The organism is Natronolimnobius sp. AArcel1 (assembly GCF_011043775.1).
GTDB lineage: Archaea > Halobacteriota > Halobacteria > Halobacteriales > Natrialbaceae > Natronolimnobius.
In genome coordinates this window covers 459,411-478,045 of sequence record NZ_JAAKXY010000001.1, presented here as the reverse complement: position 1 = coordinate 478,045, position 18,635 = coordinate 459,411, and the positions used below count along the sequence as shown (strand labels likewise).

Here is an 18,635-nt window from a genome sequence, read left to right as displayed (position 1 = left end):
AGTGGCTGAAAAGACAGTAGTTGCTCACTGATGTCGGTCGAAACTCTCTATCAGCAGTTCATTGAGAGTGATGGACTGTGGGCAATTGAACGACTACGCGCTTTCGATGTTGCATTCCATTCGTTCAAATATCATCACACTCGATTTCTCGAGACGATTCGGGCTGACAGCCCGACACAGTATGAGTTAGCACAGCAGTTCATCGCATATTCTGGCAGTATCTTTCCAGTTCGAGATCAGGCTGAGCAATTCTGCCGGTATTTATCTGAAGCGTCACAAGAAGCATATCGAACTCGATTGTACGAGACGGTTGACCTGGAGGTCAGCGACTTTCTTATTGAACTCCGAAACTACGTTCAACACACCCATATTCCATTTCTGTTCTCTCCCGAAAACGTCTCTCCGCGATACACGTTCCGTTCAGCAGAAATCGATACAGGTGTGTATCTTCACGTGGATGAACTTCGTGATCGAGGTCGTGAGTTCAGAAAAGAGCACGCGAAACAGTTTTTAGAAAGCCATGAAGGGGAACTTATTGCAGTCGAACCTCTCCTCGAGCGATACTTTGATGACTCCGTGACATTCAATCAGTGGGTTCTCGGCCAATTTCGTGATGAACATGCCGATGCGATAGCGGAAGCCAGAGAGTTGCACGACTCTATCGTTGAGGCGATCTCTGACCACTAAATTTTTATATCGATGCGTCAATTTGCTAGGTATGCCTGAAGACATCCCCCGCCCTGATCCGCTCGTTACACTTCAGGAACAACAGCGAGACGTTAGTACCGCTGAGCTATGGGGCGGCAAAGAGTTTGAGGATGTCTTCCCAACGTTCTCCACTGAAGAACGGTCCGCTATTCACGATCAGATCCAAAACGACGTCCCCGATGGATCACATCGCCTCCAAGCGGACGATTAACTGACTGCTTTTCAGGGTTGCTGGGTTTCGATTCTTGTGTCGTCATCATCGACGAACGACAACGTGTATGCATACATATATGAGCGGTTGTGCGCAGTGCCGGCGCAATCGCAGACAGACTACGTTTCATCGGAAAGTCGGTAAAGAACTTTGACTTGTCAAAACAGGTATGGCGGGGTCAATCGGGTATGGCTACCGCCGTGGATCAGTGGCCTCTCTTAGTCCTGCAGGAAGTCCGGTTCCGTCCGCTGCTCGTCTCGTTCGGCCTCGAGATGGCTGCGGAACGCCTCAATGTCGACATCGTACTCCTGGTCCTCGAAGCGGTCCCGGACCGAGATGTTGCCGGCCTCTTCCTCGTTGTCGCCGACGATGATCTGGTAGGGAACGCGGTCGTCGTGGGCCGCACGGATCTTGCGCTCGAGCGTGGAGTCACGGCCGTCGACCTCGGCGCGGAAGTCATCGAACTCGTTTGCGACGCGGTGGGCGTAGCCGAGGTTTGCATCCGAAATCGGGAGGACACGGATCTGTTCTGGCGCGAGCCAGAGCGGGAATCGGCCCTCGTAGTGCTCGATGAGCATCATGAAGAACCGTTCGTAGCTGCCGTACAGTGCGCGGTGGATCATCACCGGCTCGTGTTCTTCGTTGTCTTCGCCCACGTAGGAGAGGTCGAACCGGTCGGGCATGTTGAAGTCCAGTTGGACCGTTGGACCGTCCCACGCACGGCCGATAGCGTCCTCGAACGCGAAGTCGATTTTTGGCCCGTAGAACGCACCATCGCCTTCTTCGACCTCGTACTCGAGGTTACGTTTCTCGAGGACGGTCTCGAGTTGCTCTTCGGCGTGCTCCCAGATCTCATCGCTGCCGACGGACTTCTCGGGGCGCGTGGCAAGTGCCATCTCGTACTCTAAGTCGAACGTCTCTAAGACGTCCGTGATCATGTCCATGATCTCCTCGACTTCCTGTTCGATCTGGTCGGGGCGGATGAACAGGTGGCCGTCGTCGATGGTAAAGGCCCAGACGCGCGAGAGACCGGAGAGTTCGCCGCGCTGTTCCTTCCGATACACTTTGCCGTTCTCAGCGTAGCGGATTGGGAGGTCGCGGTAGCTCCAGGATTGGTCCTGAAAGATAGCGGCGTGGCCGGGGCAGTTCATCGGCTTCAGGCCGAACTCGTCGTCGCCAACATCGAAAATAAACATGTCGTCGGCGTAGTTCTCGTAGTGGCCCGAGCGGTGCCAGAGATCCGTCTTGAAGACGTGAGGCGTCTCGACGTAGTCGTAGCCAGCGTCCTGATTGAGGTCTTCGACGAAGTCCTCGAGTTCTTTCAGGACCGTCTTTCCGGGCGGGTGATACAGCGGCAGTCCGGGGCCGGTGACGTCCTGAATCGAGAACAGGTTCATCTCCGAGCCGATCTTTCGGTGATCGCGTTTCTCGGCTTCTTCCTTGCGCTTGATGAACGCCTCGAGGTCGCCCTCGTCTTCGAACGCGGTGCCATAGATACGCGTTTGCATCTCGTTTTCCTCGTCGCCGCGCCAGTATGCGCCAGCGATCTCGAGCAGTTTCACGACGCCGATTTCGCCTGTCGAGTCGACGTGTGGACCGGCACAGAGGTCTTCCCACTCGCCCTGTTTGTAGAAGGAAACGGTGTCTCCCTCCTCGGCGAGTTCCTCGAGCAACTCGAGTTTGTACGGTTCGCCTGCGAGGCGTTCTTCGGCCTCCTCGATGGAGACGTCTTCGCGCTCGATTTCGTAATCTTCGGCGATGATGTCCTCGATTTCGGCCTCGAGGTCACGGAGATCGGACTCGTCGATATCGAGGTTGTCGAAGTCGTAGTAAAAGCCTTCGTCCGTTGGCGGGCCGATGGCGAGTTTGACCGTCTCCTCGTCGTAGAGGCGCTCGACGGCCTGTGCGAGACAGTGCGAGGCCGAGTGGCGCATGACGCGCAGCGATTCGTCGCTGCCCTCGGTGATGATCTCGAGTTCGGCACCATCGTAGGCGGGTGCTTCTTTGGCGACGAAGTCGCCATCGAGTTTGCCGGCGACGGTGTCTCTACCGAGTCCTGGGCCGATTTCGTAGGCGCAGTCTTCGACCGTTGCGCCGTCGTCAACGGCGAGTTCCGAGCCGTCTGGGAGGACGACCGTGAGTTGTTCCCCTGCGTTCGCGTCGGAGTCTGAGTCTGACATGGCTGTAGCTGTGTGGTACGATTACTGGAAGAACGTCCAGACGACGTTCGGCGTGGCGTCCGTCAACGCCGCCCAAGCGGTTCGAACCGGCCAAGACGACGGGCGTGAATGTGAGTTAGAAGCGGGCAAACGCCCCTGTAAAACGGACACCTACCATCGTAGCTACGCGTAGTCTCGAGCGGGATAAAAACATTGTGATGGTGTGCGACGGCGCGTGTTCGGGGATAACGACCCGTTTCACCCTTCCACAACACCACTCAGACGACCGCGACGACTGGCTCGTCTGCGAGCAGGCTGGTGAGCACGACTCGGGCTCCGGGGCGACGCTCGCGAATTTCGGCGGCAATCTCGCGTGCAGTCGCCTCGAGCGCCGGCGTGTCGACCATGTTCAGGAGTGGAATCACCGTTGCACTGTGGGGAACGCCCTTCCAGCCGCCGCGGTCGCTCGTGAGGACGGCCGCGACAGCAGGAGCAGAAATTCGATCCCCGTGCTCGAGGCCGGTGATCGCGGCGACGCGCTCGGGTCGATGGACGTACTCCTCGTCCAGTCGTTTCCCGACGATTTTCGCACTGGCGATTGGAACGACCACGTCCGCAGTGGTGGGCAGTTGTGGTTCGTGGTCGCCCGGTGCCTTGAACCAGCGCGTGCGTGCGCCGTCGGCTTTCACGAGGACAGACGTGTCGGCTGCGTTCGACGCGAGCGCGTCGATTTCCGCCAGATCGTAGCCGTGACACCTGTCTTCCTCGCGGTCGGCAACGAGTCCGAGCGGCCAGTCGGTCGTCTCCTCAAGTGCCGTATTCGGGTCTGTGGTTACTCGAAGGTCGGCGACCTGCTCAGTAAACGGCGGAATCCGAACCGTCGCAGTAACGAGTGCGCGCTCGAGGCCGTCAGCGAGCGCATACAGCGTCGATTTCTTGCCGCCAGCGCCGACGACACAAACGGTGTTTCCCTCGGCCTCGAGTGCGCTGGGGAGGTCCATACGCGAACCACCAGCGCGAGTGGCTTGACTGCGTCGCTCACGTAAGCGGCGCTGGCTCGAGTAGGTTACTCGCGGTCTGCGTCGGCCAGCAGTTCGCTCGCGGTCACGAGTGACTCCATTTCGACGTCGGCGTCTTCGACGGTCTCGCGGCCACCTTCTTCGCGGTCGACGACGACGAGGGCTCGGTTGACCGTCGCGCCGGCCTCTCGGAGCGCCTCGATAGCATCGACGAGGCTCGTGCCCGTCGTCACGATGTCCTCGAGGACAATGACCTCTTCGCCCTCCTCGAGTCGGCCTTCGATCAGATTAGCCGTGCCGTAGTCTTTGCGCTGCTTGCGGGCGATGACGTAGGGAGCGTCGGCAGCGACGCTGGTTGCAGCGGCGAGTGGGACTGCGCCCAGCGCGACGCCGGCGAGTTTGTCTCCCTCGTCAACGCGCTCGGCGAACGCATCTGCGATGGTCTCGAGACAGGTGGGATCGGTTTCGAAGAGATACTTGTCGACGTAGTACTCGCTGGTGCCACCGTGTGAGAGTTCGAACTCGCCGAATCGAACGGCATCAGCCTCGCGAAGGGCGTCGATGAGTGCCTGGTTCGTCATTGCTCGAACGCGCGTGCCCCGACGAAATAAGCGGTGTGGAAACGGATCGGGAAGATGCATGTCTGCTCGCGGAGTCAGTCGGACTCGAGGCGGTCGATGACGCCTCAGACCGGATCTCCTGAACGGCGAACTCAGCATGATTCTGACCGCAGCCCTCAGTACACGTGGCAGCTGATCGGTATGTTTTTTGTAGCAACGTGTTATGACTGTGTATGAATCGACGGTATATCCTCCTTGCAGTCGTCGTCCTCGTCGGGATTGCGACGGCCGGCATCCTCGCCGTGTACTCACCGGCAGACACTCGAGCCGCCGCACCCGCTGAGCCAACCGAACTCGAGGGCACTTACACTGTTTCCGAGACGCTGCTACTCGAGGGCGACCTGTTCTTTGCGCGCGACTCGATAGTCGACAGCGACACCGGCGAGCAGCGTGAAACGATTGCGGTCGAGGCGCTTACGTACGACCACTACTGGAGTGGCGATGGCGAGCGATACACGAAGACCACGGCCGACTCAGCGGACCGACTCGCAGAGTGGCTCGCAGAGACTGACGACGAAGTGCTTCGAACGAACGAGGACGAACACAGCGCGATCACCACGGCGGACGGCGACGTGACGGTTGAGGGGCCAGCGACCGCCGTCTATCCCGACCGACTCGTTCACACCCAACTCGAGGTGAGCGTGTTTGAACGGACCGGTGAAACGACCGACGATGACACACCGCACTCAGTGTATGAACCAGAAACGGGATGGACCGAGATCGAGGGTGGAGACGCCGAATACGAGACGCAGTACGTCACTGACGCCGACGGCGAGGTGCATGTCGACTCGGACGGGCAACTGCAGCACTCGAACGTCACACTCGAGCGCGTCGATGCGGCGACGTGGGGTGAGTACGTCCTCGAGCGCGGCGATTCGTGGACGACGACGCTCGAGTACGACGTGACAGAGACTGCTGAGAACGTTCGGCCGGAGTGGACTGACGACGTCTCAGCGGAATAACTGAGCGGTTTACCAGGGTTCGTTCTTCAGGCCGAGTTTGTACGCGATCATGTTCGTCGCGACGTGCAGAATTGGCGTGACCACGACGACGACGAGGATGACCTCCCACGTGAAGACGGTGCGGAACCAGTCAGTTGCAAGCAGCGCGGTCAGCGGCAGGGAGACGACGACGAAGTCGAGTTGATCGAGTCCGGGGAACATCGCGCCACGTTCACGACCGCTGCGGCGCTTGAGAAACGACGCGAGAATGTCCCCAAGCATTGCACCAGCAGCGAGGCCGAGCGCCGCAAGCGGAGCGAACTCCGGCACCTCGAAGCCAAGTGCGTTGCTCACGTCGCCAGCGAACAGCGTCAGAATGCCAGCGAGTGCGAGCCCCGCGGTGATACCTGCGGCCGTCCCGCGCCACGTTTTCCCGTCGCCGAGGACCCGTTTCCCGTCCCAGGTTCGTCCGCCATCGATCGGCCGACCACCGCCGGCGAGTACGGCGGCGTTGTTCGGCACGTACGCCGGCAACATCGCCCAGAACGCAATCACGATGGTCTCGAGGAGTGTCATATAGACGCGAACGAACCCGCACGTCTTAACGGGCGGTGGTTTCTTGCGGCAACTGCGGGTATTCGAGCCTCCTACGTGTCGGCATCCTATCATTCCACCGGTCAGGCACGCACACAGTCACTGACACCAAACCTCTTACAGGGGGCAAATAGTAGTAGCAGTATGATCCCGCCAATCGCTGACCGGTTCGTCGCGGGGGAGTCGGCCGCCGAAGTCCTCGACCACGTCAGTCGACTCAACGGGCGACACGTCGGAGCGATCATCAATCTGCTCGGTGAACACTACGACGAGCGACCGCCGGTCCGCTCCGATGCAGCCGAATACCGGGCGCTGGCTGGCGATATTTCCCGCTCGAATCTCGATGCCTGTCTCTCCGTGAAACCCTCGCAACTGGGCCTCGACCTCGGCGAAGACGTCTTTCGCGAGGAACTCGAGGGCGTCGTCGACACCGCAGCCGAGCACGATGTCTTCGTCTGGATCGATATGGAAGATCACACGACGACCGATGCCACGCTCGATGCGTTCGAAGCGCTCGCACACGAGTATGACGGCGGCGTCGGCATCTGCGTCCAAGCAAACCTCAAACGAACGCGAACCGATCTCGAGCGACTGGCAACCCTGCCCGGCAAAGTCCGGTTCGTCAAGGGAGCCTATGACGAGCCGGCTGCGATTGCCTATACCGACTCGGAGCGAGTCAACCGCGAGTACGAGGCCTTGCTTGAGTACGCCTTCAAGTACTTTCAGGATGGGCCGACAATTGCCGTTGGCAGCCACGACGACCAGATGATCGAGCGAGCAATTGCGCTCCACGACGAGTATGGGACTGACGTCGAGTTCCAGTTGCTGATGGGCGTTCGCGAGCAACGACAGTACGACCTCGCCGCGGAGTACGATGTGTATCAGTACGTTCCCTACGGCGGGCGCTGGTTGTCGTACTTCTCGCGACGGGTGATGGAACGCAAGGAAAACCTCCGATTTGCGCTGCGAGCAGTGCTCGGACAGTAAAGGGAAGGGCTCATTAGCCCGTAGTGTGAGTCTGCGTACATGGCTTCGTGGAAGCGGGATTTCGCGAGTGGGCTGATCGTCCTCGGCCCGATCCTCATTACCCTCTACGTCATCTACTGGCTCTACGGCCTTGTCGCCGGCATCACTCCCGGACTTATTCTCGAGTGGCAAGCCGTCGACCCGTTCGTTCCCGGCGGCGAAGATCAGGCCCGACAGGTCGCACAGTTCCTCCGCGTTATCGTCGCACTGACCGTCCTCATCATCCTGACCCTCTCGGTTGGCTATCTCATGCGAACGACGATTGGCGGTCTCGTTGAGCGACTTGTCGACAACATCGCAAATCGTGTCCCCGTGATGCGCGTCGTCTACAACGCCTCGAAGATGGCCGCCGAAACCGCCTTCGGCGAGCAAGAATCGCTCCAGAAACCCGTCAAACTCGAGGTCTGGGAGGGGCTTCGGATGACGGCGTTCAAGACCGGAAAGGTGACAGACGACGACCGAGAGGTCCTATTCTTGCCAACGTCGCCAAACATTACCACCGGGTTCGTCATCGAGGTCAAATCCGAGCGGATCCAAGAGATCGACGAGGACGTCGAAGACGCACTCACGCGAGTCCTGAGCGCCGGGTTCGGTGACTCAGACCGCAACCGGGGAATGGATGCCGGCGTGTCGATTGACGTGATCGACGAGGCAAGAGCTGGCGAGAACAAGAACGCAGACGCTGCGGACGACGACTGAGGCGGTCCGCTGCCTGGTTCTCAGCGCTCGAGGAGCCACCGAGGCTGGACGAACGGGTTTATTGGATGGCGTGTGAAAGGACTGTATGATGGCTACTGACGACCGCGAGGACCTGATTCAGGCGTATTTCGACGCAATGGACGAGGAAGACCCCGCAATTGCCCGCGACGCACTCGCCGATGAGTTCGTCTACGAATCACTGACGGGCACACTCGAGGGATTCGACGGCTTCGCACGCTACGTCAACGAACTGCGCGGGCTCTCGAACTCGACACACGAGGTTTCGCTGCTCGTTCACGACGAGGACGCCTCCGTTGCTGAGGGGACAGTTACCGGCGAGAACGATGAGGGAGACGTTGAGGCGAAGTTCTGTGATGTCGTGGAGTTCGACGACGCCGAGGAGTCGATCACGCGAATCAGCGTGTATCTGAACGACAGCTGAGGCGACTGGTGAACACTATTTCTGGGTAGGTCAGTGAGCGAATCGTCAGCTTGTGGCCATGCTGGCGTCGAATAGTCTCGCTTCGATCTTTTGGCAGGAAGCCGTATGTTTACGGCCAGCCCGTTGGAATGGTGGCTGAGGATGGATTTCGTCGAGCGATATCAGACCGTATTCGTTTTCGGGGCGATCATCGGTGGCCTTGCGCTTGGGCAGATTGCCGGTGTGGCCCCAGTTGCAGATGCGCTCATCCTCCCCTTCTTGATGGTGATGTTATTCGGCGCGTTCGCGGGAATGCCACTCTCGAGGCTCCGGTCTGCCTTCGGTAATCGTCGGGTCGCTGGCTCGAGCCTCCTGATAAACTTTATTTGGAATCCCGTCCTCGCTGTGGTCCTCGGTGCGATTTTCCTTCATGAGTATCCTGCGCTGTGGGTTGGCCTGATCATGCTTATGGTGACGCCGTGTACGGACTGGTACCTGATCTTTACCGACATCGCCGATGGCGATGTCCCGCTTGCAACGTCTATCCTCCCGTATAACCTGATTTTGCAACTCGTCTTGTTGCCCGTCTACCTGTACGTCTTTGCAGGCGAACTCGTTGAACTCCCGCTCGAGTTGCTGGTCGAGAGTGTCGTGCTCGTGTTGGTCGTGCCACTCGTTCTCGCCGTGGGTGTCCGCAGAGGACTGCATCGCTGGCGAAGCGACCAGTGGTTTCGACAGTCGTTTCTCCCGGTACTCAGCCCACTCCAGATTATCTTCTTGAGCCTCGCTATTGGCGCGATGTTCGCCTCACAAGGACAGGAAGTTCTCGAGAATCCGGGCTTGCTTGCACTGCTTGCGGTGCCAGTGGTCTGCTTTTATGTAATCAATCTCGGTCTCGGGTTCGCCATTGGGCAGGCACTATCGTTCTCGTACGAGGAGGTCGTCTGTTTCAACAATACGATTTTGTCGCGGAACTCTCCGACTGCGCTTGCAATCGCCGTCGTCGCGTTCCCCCACGAGCCGTTGATTCCGCTGGCACTGGTCATCGGCCCACTGTTGGAACTCCCGTTGTTAGGACTCATTGCACAGGTTCATCAGGGCATTCGAGAACGAGCGTGGTGGCCCGGAGAGTCGTCTGTCTCACTCGAGAAGAATTGACCCTTACCTAGGTCCAACAGCGAAGTGCGCAGCAATACCGCCACAGAGATTGCAGTATGACCGCACTCACTCCCTATCACACTGAACTGCCCGCTGTTGGCGTCTTAGACGTAAGTGAACCACTCGTCGTACGCGTCGGTCTTGCGCTCGACGACATCGAAGAACTCCGACTGGATGTCTTCAGTGACCGGCCCGCGCGAGCCGTCGCCGATGACGACGTTATCGACTTTGCGGATAGGCGTCACTTCGGCTGCAGAGCCGGTGAAAAACAGCTCGTCAGCCGTGTTGAGTTCGCCTCGAGAGATCGAGACGTTGTCGTGGACGGTGTAGCCGAGGTCCTCGGCGAGCGTGATGACGGTGTCGCGGGTGATGCCGTCGAGAATCGACTCCGAGAGGCCGGGCGTGTAGATTTCGTCGTCGCGCACGAGGAAGATGTTCTCGCCGGGGCCTTCCGCGACGTTGCCTTCCTTGTTCAGGACGATTGCTTCCGCGAAGCCGTTCCGGCGGGCTTCCTCGCCCGCCAGCATGCTGTTGACGTACAGACCTGTCGTCTTCGCGTTCGTTGGAATCTGACTCGAGGCGTGTTTTCGCCACGAGGAGATCATGACTTCGATGCCCTGCTCTAAGGCTTCCTCGCCGAGGTAGGCACCCCACGGCCAGACAGCAATGGCGGTCTTGGTGGGGCAGTCGGCGGGGCTCACGCCGAGTGAGTTGTAGCCGTAGTACGCGATTGGGCGAATGTAACAGGAGGGCAGTTCCTGGCGCTCGATGAGCTCGAGTGTGGCCTCGGTGAGTTCCTCCTTCGAGAAGTCAATCTCCATCTCGTAGGGCTTTGCGGACTGGTAGAGTCGGTCCAGGTGCTCTTCCCAGCGGAAAATTGCGGGCCCCTCTTCGGTGTCATAACAGCGCGCGCCCTCGAAGACGCCGCTGCCGTAGTGGAGTCCGTGCGTGAGCACGTGGATCTGGGCGTCGTCCCAGTCGACGAATTCGCCGTCCATCCAGATCGTGTCGACATCCATCTCGTCGAATCCCATGATCGTGTGTGTTGAAAGCCACCGTACTAAGTGTTCGCGATTTGCGGGCACATTTGGCTCGAGCGCGACCCCAGTGGCGTCCACCCTGTCGTGTTCATCACCGCCGAGCGTCGCACTCACCCGCTCTGCAGCCGACAAGAGGAGTGGTGTATCCACCGTTTCTTCGCCGCTCTCTGTTAACATATGTCCATAACGATTATCGAGTAGTGGCGTGGGTACAGGTATATGTTCGATGAGTGTCCGGGCTGTGGCGGCTTACACACCGATATGGCTGTTGACAGCGCCGAATCGGTTGTCGTCTGTCCAACCTGCGGGCACCAGGAGTCGATTCATCGGGAGCCGTTGTTGATCGTCAGTGGCGCTGGCGGGACTGGCAAATCAACCGTCCTCAACGAGCTTCGGGGAACGCGTGATGATGCTGTGTTGCTCGACTCGGATGTGCTCTGGCGGGACGAGTTCTGGGACGACTTCGAATGGTACTTCCAGACGTGGCTTCGTCTCTGTCGAGATATTGCCCAATCGAATCGTCCGCCCGTCCTGTTCGGGGCCGGATTTGGGGTTCCAGAGAACCTCGAGGCCCATCCACAGTACGACTGTTTTTCCGCAGTGGAGTATCTCGTGTTGCTCTGTGACGAGGACGAACAGCGCCAGCGATTACAGGCGCGCCCACCAGAACGGCATCCGGATCGCTTCGAAATCACCGAAGAGAATGTCACAGAACAGGTTGAATTCAACCAGTGGCTCAAAGACAACGCAGAGTGCGAACGTGATGCAGTGACGACCATCGATACAACAGATGAAACACTCGAGACGACTGCAAAACAGGTCGATGAGTGGATTACGACGCAAATTGAAGCGCACTCCGACTGACGAACGGGCGCTTTCAGCTCCGGGTCGTTCTACCCTCGATCCCGGAGTCGGACGGATTCGACGACAACGGCGAGGCTCCCAATGATGCCGATAGTGATCGCGCCGAACTGAAGGAGCGTGGCAAACGCCGAGTCGGTGTCTGGGTCGTGGTCGTGTTCGGAGTCATCCGCTGCGGCCTGATCGTCGTGGTCGTGCTCGTGATCATGGTCATCAGCGCCATTGTGATCATCGTGATCGTGATCTCCTTCGGCTGCCACGTACGCTTCGACCCACTCACTGACGAACTGCCCATCCGGACTGCCAGTCACGCGGATATCCCAGTTCCCGTCATCGGCGAACGGCTGGACGGCCGCGTACGTTCCGTCGTCGGTCTGCTCGAGTTCGATATCGAACGTTGTATCGCCGTCGACGGCATCGGCCGTGAGGCGAACGGTCTGGTCGGACTCGAGTAGCTCATCGGAGTCGATATCGGCGGCATCGGATTCATCACCCTCGGTATCGGCGTCAGCTCCTGACTCGATGAACGCAACTTCGAAGACGATTGGCTCGTTCTCCTCGAGGTGGAACTGCTCGCCTGAAGCGCCGGCTGAGGCCTCACCGGGGAGTGCAGTCAGAAGCATGTCGACATCGTCGCCTTCCAACTCGATCGTCGCGGGTTCGAGGTCGTCTTCTTCGCCGCCAACAACCGCTGCTGTGGGAACGGATGTGAGCAGTCCCGATAGCAACAGGACGACGACGAGAACGGCGACCTCGAGGCGGACAGCGCGAACGAATGAGGTGGTCGCTCTGTCGGTGGGCGGCTCGCCGCCGTCTTCGCGGAGTTGGTCGCCTGTTTCGAACAGTCGACCGGTCAGGCCGCCACGATCGGCAGGCGATGACTCGAGGTGGCGAAGCAAGATGAATCGTGTGAGGCCGCCAAGGCCAAGCGCCAGCAGGACCAGCAAGGTTTTCGCGGAGAGGGCTGTGCCGTAGATGCTGTCCGACAGTGCAGACAGCGAGGGGACGTGCCAGGCGGCAAGCGCGAGGCCGGTTGCACCGGCGAGGGTGACGCCAGTGAGTGCGAGCAGGGAGTATCGCCGGATCGTCCCTGCTGCCAGCGCGCTGCGGTCCGCAGGCGCTGTTTCCCGGAGCACTGCGGGGACGACAAGCGCGAGGACAACGAGTCCGCCGACCCAGAGCGCCGCGCCGCCGATGTGGACGAAGTCGACGGCCATCCCCTGAACGCGATCAATCGCCGTTGCGGAGTGACTCGTCCAACTGACTGCCCCGCCGACGATGATCGAACCGAGAGCGGTACCGCCAAGCCAGATGGGCCGAGAACCGATGCCCGCAAAGCCAAGCGCGAGCGCGCCACAGACGGCGAGTGCAGCCACAAATTGTACGAGCCACGCCTGTCCGAGTGGCATTCCCAGGAACTCGAGGATTGTCTCGAGTGACAGTGGACCAACTGCGCTGGCCTGCACGTAGCCGAGTGTGAGCACCGACGCGAGCAATACGGCGGCTGTGCCGGCTAGTAGTCGCTTGAGACGCCGGTCGAGGACGCGCGTCGAGGCGTTGAATCGATCGGTGACGGGATAGACAGCCAGTGCCGCAGCGGCGGGTCCGCCAACGAGACCGACGAGTGCGACTAACAGAAGTCCTTTTGCGGCAGTTTCGAGCGGTGGAACTTCGTCGTCAACCTCATCATCGTCTTCGTACGCCTCGAGAACGGTGTCGCGGTCGAGTGGTTCGTCGCCGAGGCTGAAGAAGAAAGAGCCGGAGGTCGTGTGGCCGTCATCGGCCAGCACTTCCCATTCGACGGTGTACATCCCCTCGGGGGCGTCGTCTCCGTTGACCTCGAGCGGAACGTCGACGAGTTGTGTATCATCGGGATCTATCTCAGGGTCGTCGCTGACCTCCTCGCCGTCGGGATCGACAACGGAGATGTCCGCGTTCTGGACGCCGTCACCGGAGAACGTGAGCGTCACGTCCTCGGGCAGTGTTTCGACCTGCTCGCCGTTTCCGGGGTCCGTCTCACTCAGATAGGCGTGAGCCGCGACCGGCATTGCGAGACTCGAGAGGGCGAGTGCGGCTACGAGGGTGACGGCTGCAAGGACGGCCACGGTGCGGGCGCGCGTTTCAGGGCGGCGGTCGGGCGATGCTGGGTCTCGGTCCATCGGTTATCGAAGCTTGCCAGTATAACCGACGCCAGAGTCACCGACGTACTGGACGGTGTCGACGCCGTCTCCGACCTCGACGTGGTCGACCACTTCCTGTTCAGCCATATCGACGACGGCGACGAAGCCGTCTGCCTCAGCCGGGGTGAAGAAGTACTCGTCGCCGGCGACCGCCGAGCGGTGAAGGTGGTGAGCGTCCTCTGGGCGCTCGATATCGCCGACCTCGAGCGTCTCGACGACCTCGAGTTCGTCGACGTCGATGACGGACGCTTCGTCGGTCTGTGTGTGTGCGGTGAAAGCGTACAGTCCGTCGTCGCCGTCGTAGTAGCGCAACGCGTCAGGGCCTTCGCCGACATCGACGACGCCGAGTTCCTCGCTGTCCTCGCTCGTGGCGTCGAGGAATCGAACCTGATCGCCGTCAAGGACGCCGAGAATCTCCTCGTCTGGCGTGAGGTACATTCCACCTGCAAACTCGAGTTCGTCGACGATTTCATCATCTTCGGTGTCGACGACGACCGTCACGTCACCGTACTCGAAGTACGCAAGGCCGGTTTCTGGGCTGTAGGCCTTATAGTGGGTGCCTTGGTCCTCGTCGTCGAACTCGATGAAGTCACTTCGCTCGTAGTTCTCGAGGTCAATCACGGGCGCGCCGGGATCGTTGACGTTTGTCGCATAGCCCATCGAGCCGAAGTCTTCGTGATACAGCAGTTTGCCGTGTCCTTCGGCCTCGAGGCCGGATTCGACGGTTTCGATGACCGAGTGGTCCTCGGTGTCGATAACGTAGAATGTCCCTTCGTCATCCGAGTGGGCCCACATCTCGTCGTCGTTGGGGTGGTACATGTGGGTTGCATCGGGACCGATGTCGACCTCCGCGACGATTTCGCGTGTCTCGGTGTCGATTACGAGCACCTGATCGAGCGATTCCTCGATAGCGTAGATTTCGCTGTAATCGGCTGTGATGCGGGTATCGCCCCAGCCGTTGTCATCGATGCCGTCAGTGATTTCGTCGACGACCTCGCCGTCTTCGGGGTCGATGATTGCGATTGTATCCGGGCTGAACGCATACGCGAGTCCGTCGCTTCCGGGGGCGTCATCCCCTTCGGTGTCGTCATCGCCGTCATCGTCGTGATCATGATCGTCGTGGTCGCCGTGATCGTCTCCCGTTCCGTCGTCACCGTTGCCGGTATCGTCGTCACCACCGAGACAGCCAGCAACACCGACTACTAGTCCGCCACTCATCGCCTGTATCAATCGCCGTCGTTTGACGCGTCGCTCCATACGCTCGTGTCTCTGTCTCAACTATTTATTGTTCTGGTACGACTCTCGAAAATATGTCTGGTAGACACTTTCAAGCTCGTGTCTCGACAGCGTGTTGCTCGAGAATAAGGACCACCGTTTCTCGTTCCAACAGAGTGCTAGTCACCGTCTCGAGTTCAGTCAGCCTCGAGTAAGTCGTCGACGAGGCGGGTGAACCGATCGACCAGTCGGTCTGGAACAGTTGGCTCGACGGTTGCGAGCAGTTCGCCAGTTCGTTCGGGGTTCGCAAGCGAGAGCGTCACCCGATTGCGTGCATCGTAGGACTTTTCGACGATCTCGTGCTCAACGAGTCGCTCGAGATGGTACTCGAGCGTGCTTCGGGCGATGTCGAGGCGGGCGGCGACGTCACTTGGACCAGCGGATTCGTGCTCGATGAGATAGACGACGAGTTCGCGGGTCGTTTCGCGTCGAAAGAGCGCAAGAGCGGCGCGTTCCCATTCGTCGTATGTAGGTGGATAGTAGTGAGTACGGCCGTAGAACTCGCTGCGGACGAGGTCGTCGTTGTCGATCAAGCGCCGAACGTGGTACTGTATCTGCCCTGGTGCGAACTCTGACTCCCTGACGAGTTCGTTGAAGTGGATACCGGCGTTTGCCTGTACGTGTGTTCTGATCTGGCGTCGAGTCGTAGTCATGGGAAATCAATCGGCACTCGGTGGTTGCTACTTGCGCCTAGTCGTGGAACCTTGATAACGGATTCTGATCGTTCCCGACAAATGAGAACGGGTCATATGACGGTTTGATCGCCCTGATGATCTTGTGGCGAGCGCAGCCATGGCGGCGTCCGGGCCGTCAATGGGCAGGCCGGGCCTCGCACCGAAGCACATACGTGGACCTCGCACCCATATTCGGTAGCGGCGATGCATCATACGACTCCGTTCGAGGCCGATTGGGTCAGTCCGGAACTCGCACCGGTACTGCTCGGCATCATCGTTCTGGCGGTACTCGGAACGACGATTCTCTTTGGCTGTGGCCTTGTTGCCTACTCGAGGCGACGCTCACAGCGGTACCTGCTGATTACGATCGTTCTCGGTCTGCTGGTTGCTCGTTCGGTGATCGGGCTGTGTACGATGTTCGGCCTCATACCGATGGGCGTACATCACCTCATCGAACACAGCGTCGACTTCATGATTGCCGTCTTAATCCTGTATGCAGTGTATCGAAGCGGCACGAGTTCGAGCGAAACTGGACTCGAGGTAGATGGCGGAAAATAGCCGACCTCGCTCAGCCCAATCGCTCGAGAACGGCGCTGCCCTCGAGGTAGGCGAGGTCGTAGCGGTCAGCGTAGGCGCGAGCATCAGCAGGGGCAAGTGCACCGCCGGTTTCGTCGTCCAACATTTCGCAGACGACCACGGCGGGCGAGCGGTTAGCGGCGTCGGCGAGGGCAACGCCAAGTTCGGTGTGGCCTTCGCGCTGGGCGAGTAGATCCGGCGCGGCTTTGAGCAGGTGGACGTGTCCGGGGACGCGAAACGCCGCCGCGAACGCAGTTGCGTCGGGATCGGTGGCTGCTGCGCCCAGTTCCTGAATGGTTTTCGACCGGTCGGCGTCCGTAATTCCAGTGTAGGTGTCGCGGTGGTTGACGGTCACCGAGAACGACGAACGATCGTCGTAGCCGAGTTCGTGGCCGGTCGCTGCGGGGTGGTCGATTTCGTCAACGTAGAACGGCAGGTCGAATGCCTCGGCGATGTCGTGGCCGAGGGCGACACAGACGAGGCCGCCGGCATCGTTTCGCAGTCGGGCAACCGCGTCGGGCGTGACCGCGTCGGCGTGGTAGATCAAATCTGTCTCGCCTTCTCGGTCGGCCGCATCGTGGACCAAAATCGGCTCGCCCGCTCGCAGCGACTCGAGGGCGTGATCGAATGCGTCGTCGGTGGCGTCGGTGCTCACATCGGTTGCGGTTGCCTCGGCGTCACCGCTCGAACTCGAGCGCGGACCAGCGTGACGGCCAGTCATTGGCGATCACCCACGGAGACGGTCACGTAGTCGTCGTCCTCGAGTGCGAGTTTGTCACGCAGTTTGTCGGGGGCGATGACCTCGAGTTGGTCCTCATCGTGGTGTGTGCGTTCGGGGGCGACTGTGTGTGCGCCCTCGTAGGTGTCGCCATCGCTCGTTTCGATCGTCGCCGGATAGCAGACGGCGGGGCCATACGTTCGGTCATCGTCTTCCCAGCCGTCGATCGCGACCGGCTCGAGCGAGGAGACGGCGCTACGCCGGCGAACGCTGTCCTCGCGTAGGTCGACGTTCAGCGTGCCGGGGAAGGGCTCGTAGCCGAGACGATCTTCGAACTGGCGTTGGTAGCCCGACAGCGAAATGTAGTGGCGTCCCTCGCCCATCCCGCTCGTGACGGTGCCCTCGAGGGCGACCTCGGCGTCCGTCTCGAAAATGCGACGGTAGTCTTCGTACTCGCCGTGCAGGGCGCGCTCGCCAGCCTCGGTGACTGCAACCCACTGGCCGTCGTTGACGGTATCGCGCTCGAGTAGCCCGGCGCTTTCGAGTCGCTGGAGGCGTCTCGAGGCAGTCTGGTTTGATGCGTCGAGACGATCTGCAAGCCGCGAGCAAGAGATTTTGAGATCGCCCTCGAGCCCGCCCTCGAGCGCCAGAAGCTTCAAGACGGCGAGTTCGTCGGGGCCAACGGCGGACTCCGTTGTCAGTGACATATCCGGCAGTTAGGCTGGATCCCTCAAAAGCGTATCGAATATGGCATGCGTAACACAACTGTTATGCAGTTCAGTTGCGTGTATTCGACTGACACTGAGTCGGTGCTGGCCCGTTGAAAAAGCTCCGGTCTCGTACTCTCCACTCTCGGTACGACAGACCGTTTCAGAGACGTTCAGCGATGTAGTCGTCGACGGCAACGACGGTTTCGGGATCAAACGTCCAGAACCCATCCCAGATTCGTGGGCCGTTCTCGAGACAGACCAAGGCTGCTGGCGTCGCCTCCGGTGCCGTCGGCTCGGGTGGTCGATGGACGACGAACCAGCCGTTTTGGTACTCGTCGCTCGAGCCAGTATGGACCGTAGCCTCGAGGTCAGTCGCAGGTGTCGGCGTCCGGTCCGCGACACCGTACACATGAACGTCAACCCCAGTCTCGCCAAGACGCTCGTAGACGCGTCGCGTCCCCAGTTCGTCCTCGAGTCGGGAAAGGTGCTGGAATGACGACCGAATCGTGCCGGCATCGGCCTGCCAGGCAGTCTGTTCGATGTACCGTGAGAGCAAAATGAGGAGCAGTTTCTCTTTATGTGCAAGCGGATAACCGCGCAGCCGCAGTCGTGTCTCTGCAAGGCCAGCGAGAAGGTCCGGCAGTTCGATCTCGCCTAACCCCCGCGTTCCAGTAACAAACAGATCCGAGTTAATCGCAAGTAGCGTCTCGTACAGTTCCGACAACGACGAGGCGGCGACCGGCGCTCCATCCTCAAGCAAGACGGCAAGGCTCTCGTCCGTGGCGATTGCATTCTCACGCTCGAGTGCGACAACGGTCCCACTGCCAACGTTGAGGTCGCTCTCGGAATCGAGGTGCACGTCGATACCGCTCTCACTGAACGGCGCTTCGAGCAACCCCTCGAGTGGCGCTGCAACCTCGGTGGTAAGGACTACAATAGCATGGTTCGGCGTCCCAGCAGCGTCCAGAAACGATCGAAGACTCACTACCATAACATCGGACAAGGATCTAATAACGATTCTTGCCAACTCAATTCTCGAGCCGGT

The 18,635-nt window shown here is 59.9% G+C and carries 21 protein-coding genes; 10 read left to right on the top strand and 11 right to left on the bottom strand.

Annotation, left to right across the window (positions count from 1 at the left end; translation table 11 throughout):
- The first annotated feature begins 30 nt into the window (after positions 1 to 30).
- Together G6M89_RS02240 and G6M89_RS02235 are read left to right on the top strand one after the other, a co-directional pair.
- A complete protein-coding gene (locus G6M89_RS02240; RefSeq protein ID WP_165160167.1) occupies positions 31 to 687 on the top strand; it encodes a hypothetical protein in 657 nt (218 codons plus the stop codon).
- A gap of 31 nt (positions 688 to 718) precedes the next feature.
- Entirely contained in the window at positions 719 to 919 is a 201-nt protein-coding gene (locus tag G6M89_RS02235; protein ID WP_165160166.1) for a hypothetical protein, read from the top strand.
- A 218-nt stretch (positions 920 to 1,137) separates the two neighbouring features.
- Here the strand turns inward: G6M89_RS02235 and thrS are convergent, their stop codons facing one another.
- Positions 1,138 to 3,099: a threonine--tRNA ligase gene (gene thrS / locus G6M89_RS02230; RefSeq protein WP_165160165.1), complete on the bottom strand. Its 1,962-nt coding sequence runs from the start codon at positions 3,097 to 3,099 to the stop codon at positions 1,138 to 1,140.
- On the opposite strand from thrS, the gene G6M89_RS02225 reads away from it, so the two are divergent.
- On the top strand, positions 3,098 to 3,271 hold the full coding sequence (locus tag G6M89_RS02225) for a hypothetical protein (RefSeq protein ID WP_165160164.1): 174 nt from the start codon (positions 3,098 to 3,100) through the stop codon (positions 3,269 to 3,271). The genes thrS and G6M89_RS02225 overlap by 2 nt on opposite strands.
- An 85-nt stretch (positions 3,272 to 3,356) precedes the next feature.
- Here G6M89_RS02225 and yqeC read toward each other — a convergent pair whose 3' ends face one another.
- Together yqeC and pyrE are read right to left on the bottom strand one after the other, a co-directional pair.
- Positions 3,357 to 4,079: a selenium cofactor biosynthesis protein YqeC gene (yqeC, locus tag G6M89_RS02220; protein ID WP_165160163.1), complete on the bottom strand. Its 723-nt coding sequence runs from the start codon at positions 4,077 to 4,079 to the stop codon at positions 3,357 to 3,359.
- 65 nt (positions 4,080 to 4,144) lie between these two features.
- Positions 4,145 to 4,678 (bottom strand): orotate phosphoribosyltransferase, encoded by a 534-nt coding sequence (gene pyrE, locus G6M89_RS02215; RefSeq protein ID WP_165160162.1) that lies wholly within the window; start codon positions 4,676 to 4,678, stop codon positions 4,145 to 4,147.
- 212 nt (positions 4,679 to 4,890) lie between these two features.
- Here pyrE and G6M89_RS02210 point away from each other — a divergent pair, with 212 nt between their 5' ends.
- Positions 4,891 to 5,679: a hypothetical protein gene (locus G6M89_RS02210; RefSeq protein WP_165160161.1), complete on the top strand. Its 789-nt coding sequence runs from the start codon at positions 4,891 to 4,893 to the stop codon at positions 5,677 to 5,679.
- A 9-nt stretch (positions 5,680 to 5,688) separates the two neighbouring features.
- Here the strand turns inward: G6M89_RS02210 and G6M89_RS02205 are convergent, their stop codons facing one another.
- A complete protein-coding gene (locus tag G6M89_RS02205; protein WP_165160160.1) occupies positions 5,689 to 6,234 on the bottom strand; it encodes a CDP-2,3-bis-(O-geranylgeranyl)-sn-glycerol synthase in 546 nt (181 codons plus the stop codon).
- 162 nt (positions 6,235 to 6,396) lie between these two features.
- Between G6M89_RS02205 and G6M89_RS02200 the strand changes: the two genes are divergently transcribed.
- The 4 genes from G6M89_RS02200 (at position 6,397) to G6M89_RS02185 (ending at position 9,556) form a co-directional block, all read left to right on the top strand.
- Positions 6,397 to 7,239 carry a proline dehydrogenase family protein gene (locus G6M89_RS02200; RefSeq protein ID WP_165160159.1) on the top strand — a complete coding sequence of 281 codons (843 nt, stop codon included), beginning with the start codon at positions 6,397 to 6,399 and terminating at the stop codon, positions 7,237 to 7,239.
- A 39-nt stretch (positions 7,240 to 7,278) separates the two neighbouring features.
- Complete coding sequence (locus tag G6M89_RS02195; RefSeq protein ID WP_165160158.1) at positions 7,279 to 7,977, top strand: DUF502 domain-containing protein; 699 nt, start codon at positions 7,279 to 7,281, stop codon at positions 7,975 to 7,977.
- 85 nt (positions 7,978 to 8,062) lie between these two features.
- Complete coding sequence (locus G6M89_RS02190) at positions 8,063 to 8,419, top strand: nuclear transport factor 2 family protein (RefSeq protein WP_165160157.1); 357 nt, start codon at positions 8,063 to 8,065, stop codon at positions 8,417 to 8,419.
- 141 nt (positions 8,420 to 8,560) lie between these two features.
- The gene (locus G6M89_RS02185; protein WP_165160156.1) at positions 8,561 to 9,556 is read left to right on the top strand and encodes an arsenic resistance protein; all 996 of its coding nucleotides are present in this window, start codon (positions 8,561 to 8,563) and stop codon (positions 9,554 to 9,556) included.
- 104 nt (positions 9,557 to 9,660) lie between these two features.
- Here the strand turns inward: G6M89_RS02185 and G6M89_RS02180 are convergent, their stop codons facing one another.
- The gene (locus G6M89_RS02180) at positions 9,661 to 10,590 is read right to left on the bottom strand and encodes a branched-chain amino acid transaminase (RefSeq protein ID WP_087713775.1); all 930 of its coding nucleotides are present in this window, start codon (positions 10,588 to 10,590) and stop codon (positions 9,661 to 9,663) included.
- 225 nt (positions 10,591 to 10,815) lie between these two features.
- On the opposite strand from G6M89_RS02180, the gene G6M89_RS02175 reads away from it, so the two are divergent.
- Positions 10,816 to 11,460, top strand: a complete 645-nt coding sequence (locus tag G6M89_RS02175) for an AAA family ATPase (protein WP_165160155.1) — start codon at positions 10,816 to 10,818, stop codon at positions 11,458 to 11,460.
- A 29-nt stretch (positions 11,461 to 11,489) separates the two neighbouring features.
- Here G6M89_RS02175 and G6M89_RS02170 read toward each other — a convergent pair whose 3' ends face one another.
- From G6M89_RS02170 to G6M89_RS02160, 3 genes are all read right to left on the bottom strand, one after another.
- Positions 11,490 to 13,616 (bottom strand): copper resistance protein CopC, encoded by a 2,127-nt coding sequence (locus G6M89_RS02170; protein ID WP_165160154.1) that lies wholly within the window; start codon positions 13,614 to 13,616, stop codon positions 11,490 to 11,492.
- A gap of 3 nt (positions 13,617 to 13,619) precedes the next feature.
- Positions 13,620 to 14,894, bottom strand: coding sequence for a hypothetical protein (locus G6M89_RS02165; RefSeq protein ID WP_165160153.1), 1,275 nt, complete (start codon positions 14,892 to 14,894; stop codon positions 13,620 to 13,622).
- A gap of 155 nt (positions 14,895 to 15,049) precedes the next feature.
- Complete coding sequence (locus G6M89_RS02160; RefSeq protein WP_165160152.1) at positions 15,050 to 15,565, bottom strand: helix-turn-helix domain-containing protein; 516 nt, start codon at positions 15,563 to 15,565, stop codon at positions 15,050 to 15,052.
- Between the two features lie 225 nt (positions 15,566 to 15,790).
- Here G6M89_RS02160 and G6M89_RS02155 point away from each other — a divergent pair, with 225 nt between their 5' ends.
- A complete protein-coding gene (locus G6M89_RS02155; RefSeq protein WP_165160151.1) occupies positions 15,791 to 16,144 on the top strand; it encodes a hypothetical protein in 354 nt (117 codons plus the stop codon).
- A gap of 10 nt (positions 16,145 to 16,154) precedes the next feature.
- Here the strand turns inward: G6M89_RS02155 and ribB are convergent, their stop codons facing one another.
- The 3 genes from ribB to G6M89_RS02140 form a co-directional block, all read right to left on the bottom strand.
- Positions 16,155 to 16,883 (bottom strand): 3,4-dihydroxy-2-butanone-4-phosphate synthase, encoded by a 729-nt coding sequence (gene ribB / locus G6M89_RS02150; protein ID WP_165160150.1) that lies wholly within the window; start codon positions 16,881 to 16,883, stop codon positions 16,155 to 16,157.
- Positions 16,880 to 17,587 (bottom strand): DUF120 domain-containing protein, encoded by a 708-nt coding sequence (locus G6M89_RS02145; protein WP_165160149.1) that lies wholly within the window; start codon positions 17,585 to 17,587, stop codon positions 16,880 to 16,882. Before G6M89_RS02145 ends, ribB begins: the two co-directional genes overlap by 4 nt.
- A gap of 163 nt (positions 17,588 to 17,750) precedes the next feature.
- Positions 17,751 to 18,575, bottom strand: coding sequence for a DICT sensory domain-containing protein (locus G6M89_RS02140; protein ID WP_165160148.1), 825 nt, complete (start codon positions 18,573 to 18,575; stop codon positions 17,751 to 17,753).
- Positions 18,576 to 18,635: the final 60 nt, after the last annotated feature.

Bases quoted from the DNA above. Each gene is read 5' to 3' on its own strand.
- G6M89_RS02240 (WP_165160167.1), top strand. From the start codon at position 31: ATGTCGGTCGAAACTCTCTATCAGCAGTTCATTGAGAGTGATGGACTG.
- G6M89_RS02235 (WP_165160166.1), top strand. From the start codon at position 719: ATGCCTGAAGACATCCCCCGCCCTGATCCGCTCGTTACACTTCAGGAA.
- G6M89_RS02225 (WP_165160164.1), top strand. From the start codon at position 3,098: ATGGCTGTAGCTGTGTGGTACGATTACTGGAAGAACGTCCAGACGACG.
- thrS (WP_165160165.1), bottom strand. From the start codon at position 3,099: ATGTCAGACTCAGACTCCGACGCGAACGCAGGGGAACAACTCACGGTC.
- yqeC (WP_165160163.1), bottom strand. From the start codon at position 4,079: ATGGACCTCCCCAGCGCACTCGAGGCCGAGGGAAACACCGTTTGTGTC.
- pyrE (WP_165160162.1), bottom strand. From the start codon at position 4,678: ATGACGAACCAGGCACTCATCGACGCCCTTCGCGAGGCTGATGCCGTT.
- G6M89_RS02210 (WP_165160161.1), top strand. From the start codon at position 4,891: ATGAATCGACGGTATATCCTCCTTGCAGTCGTCGTCCTCGTCGGGATT.
- G6M89_RS02205 (WP_165160160.1), bottom strand. From the start codon at position 6,234: ATGACACTCCTCGAGACCATCGTGATTGCGTTCTGGGCGATGTTGCCG.
- G6M89_RS02200 (WP_165160159.1), top strand. From the start codon at position 6,397: ATGATCCCGCCAATCGCTGACCGGTTCGTCGCGGGGGAGTCGGCCGCC.
- G6M89_RS02195 (WP_165160158.1), top strand. From the start codon at position 7,279: ATGGCTTCGTGGAAGCGGGATTTCGCGAGTGGGCTGATCGTCCTCGGC.
- G6M89_RS02190 (WP_165160157.1), top strand. From the start codon at position 8,063: ATGATGGCTACTGACGACCGCGAGGACCTGATTCAGGCGTATTTCGAC.
- G6M89_RS02185 (WP_165160156.1), top strand. From the start codon at position 8,561: ATGGATTTCGTCGAGCGATATCAGACCGTATTCGTTTTCGGGGCGATC.
- G6M89_RS02180 (WP_087713775.1), bottom strand. From the start codon at position 10,590: ATGGGATTCGACGAGATGGATGTCGACACGATCTGGATGGACGGCGAA.
- G6M89_RS02175 (WP_165160155.1), top strand. From the start codon at position 10,816: ATGTTCGATGAGTGTCCGGGCTGTGGCGGCTTACACACCGATATGGCT.
- G6M89_RS02170 (WP_165160154.1), bottom strand. From the start codon at position 13,616: ATGGACCGAGACCCAGCATCGCCCGACCGCCGCCCTGAAACGCGCGCC.
- G6M89_RS02165 (WP_165160153.1), bottom strand. From the start codon at position 14,894: ATGGAGCGACGCGTCAAACGACGGCGATTGATACAGGCGATGAGTGGC.
- G6M89_RS02160 (WP_165160152.1), bottom strand. From the start codon at position 15,565: ATGACTACGACTCGACGCCAGATCAGAACACACGTACAGGCAAACGCC.
- G6M89_RS02155 (WP_165160151.1), top strand. From the start codon at position 15,791: ATGCATCATACGACTCCGTTCGAGGCCGATTGGGTCAGTCCGGAACTC.
- ribB (WP_165160150.1), bottom strand. From the start codon at position 16,883: ATGACTGGCCGTCACGCTGGTCCGCGCTCGAGTTCGAGCGGTGACGCC.
- G6M89_RS02145 (WP_165160149.1), bottom strand. From the start codon at position 17,587: ATGTCACTGACAACGGAGTCCGCCGTTGGCCCCGACGAACTCGCCGTC.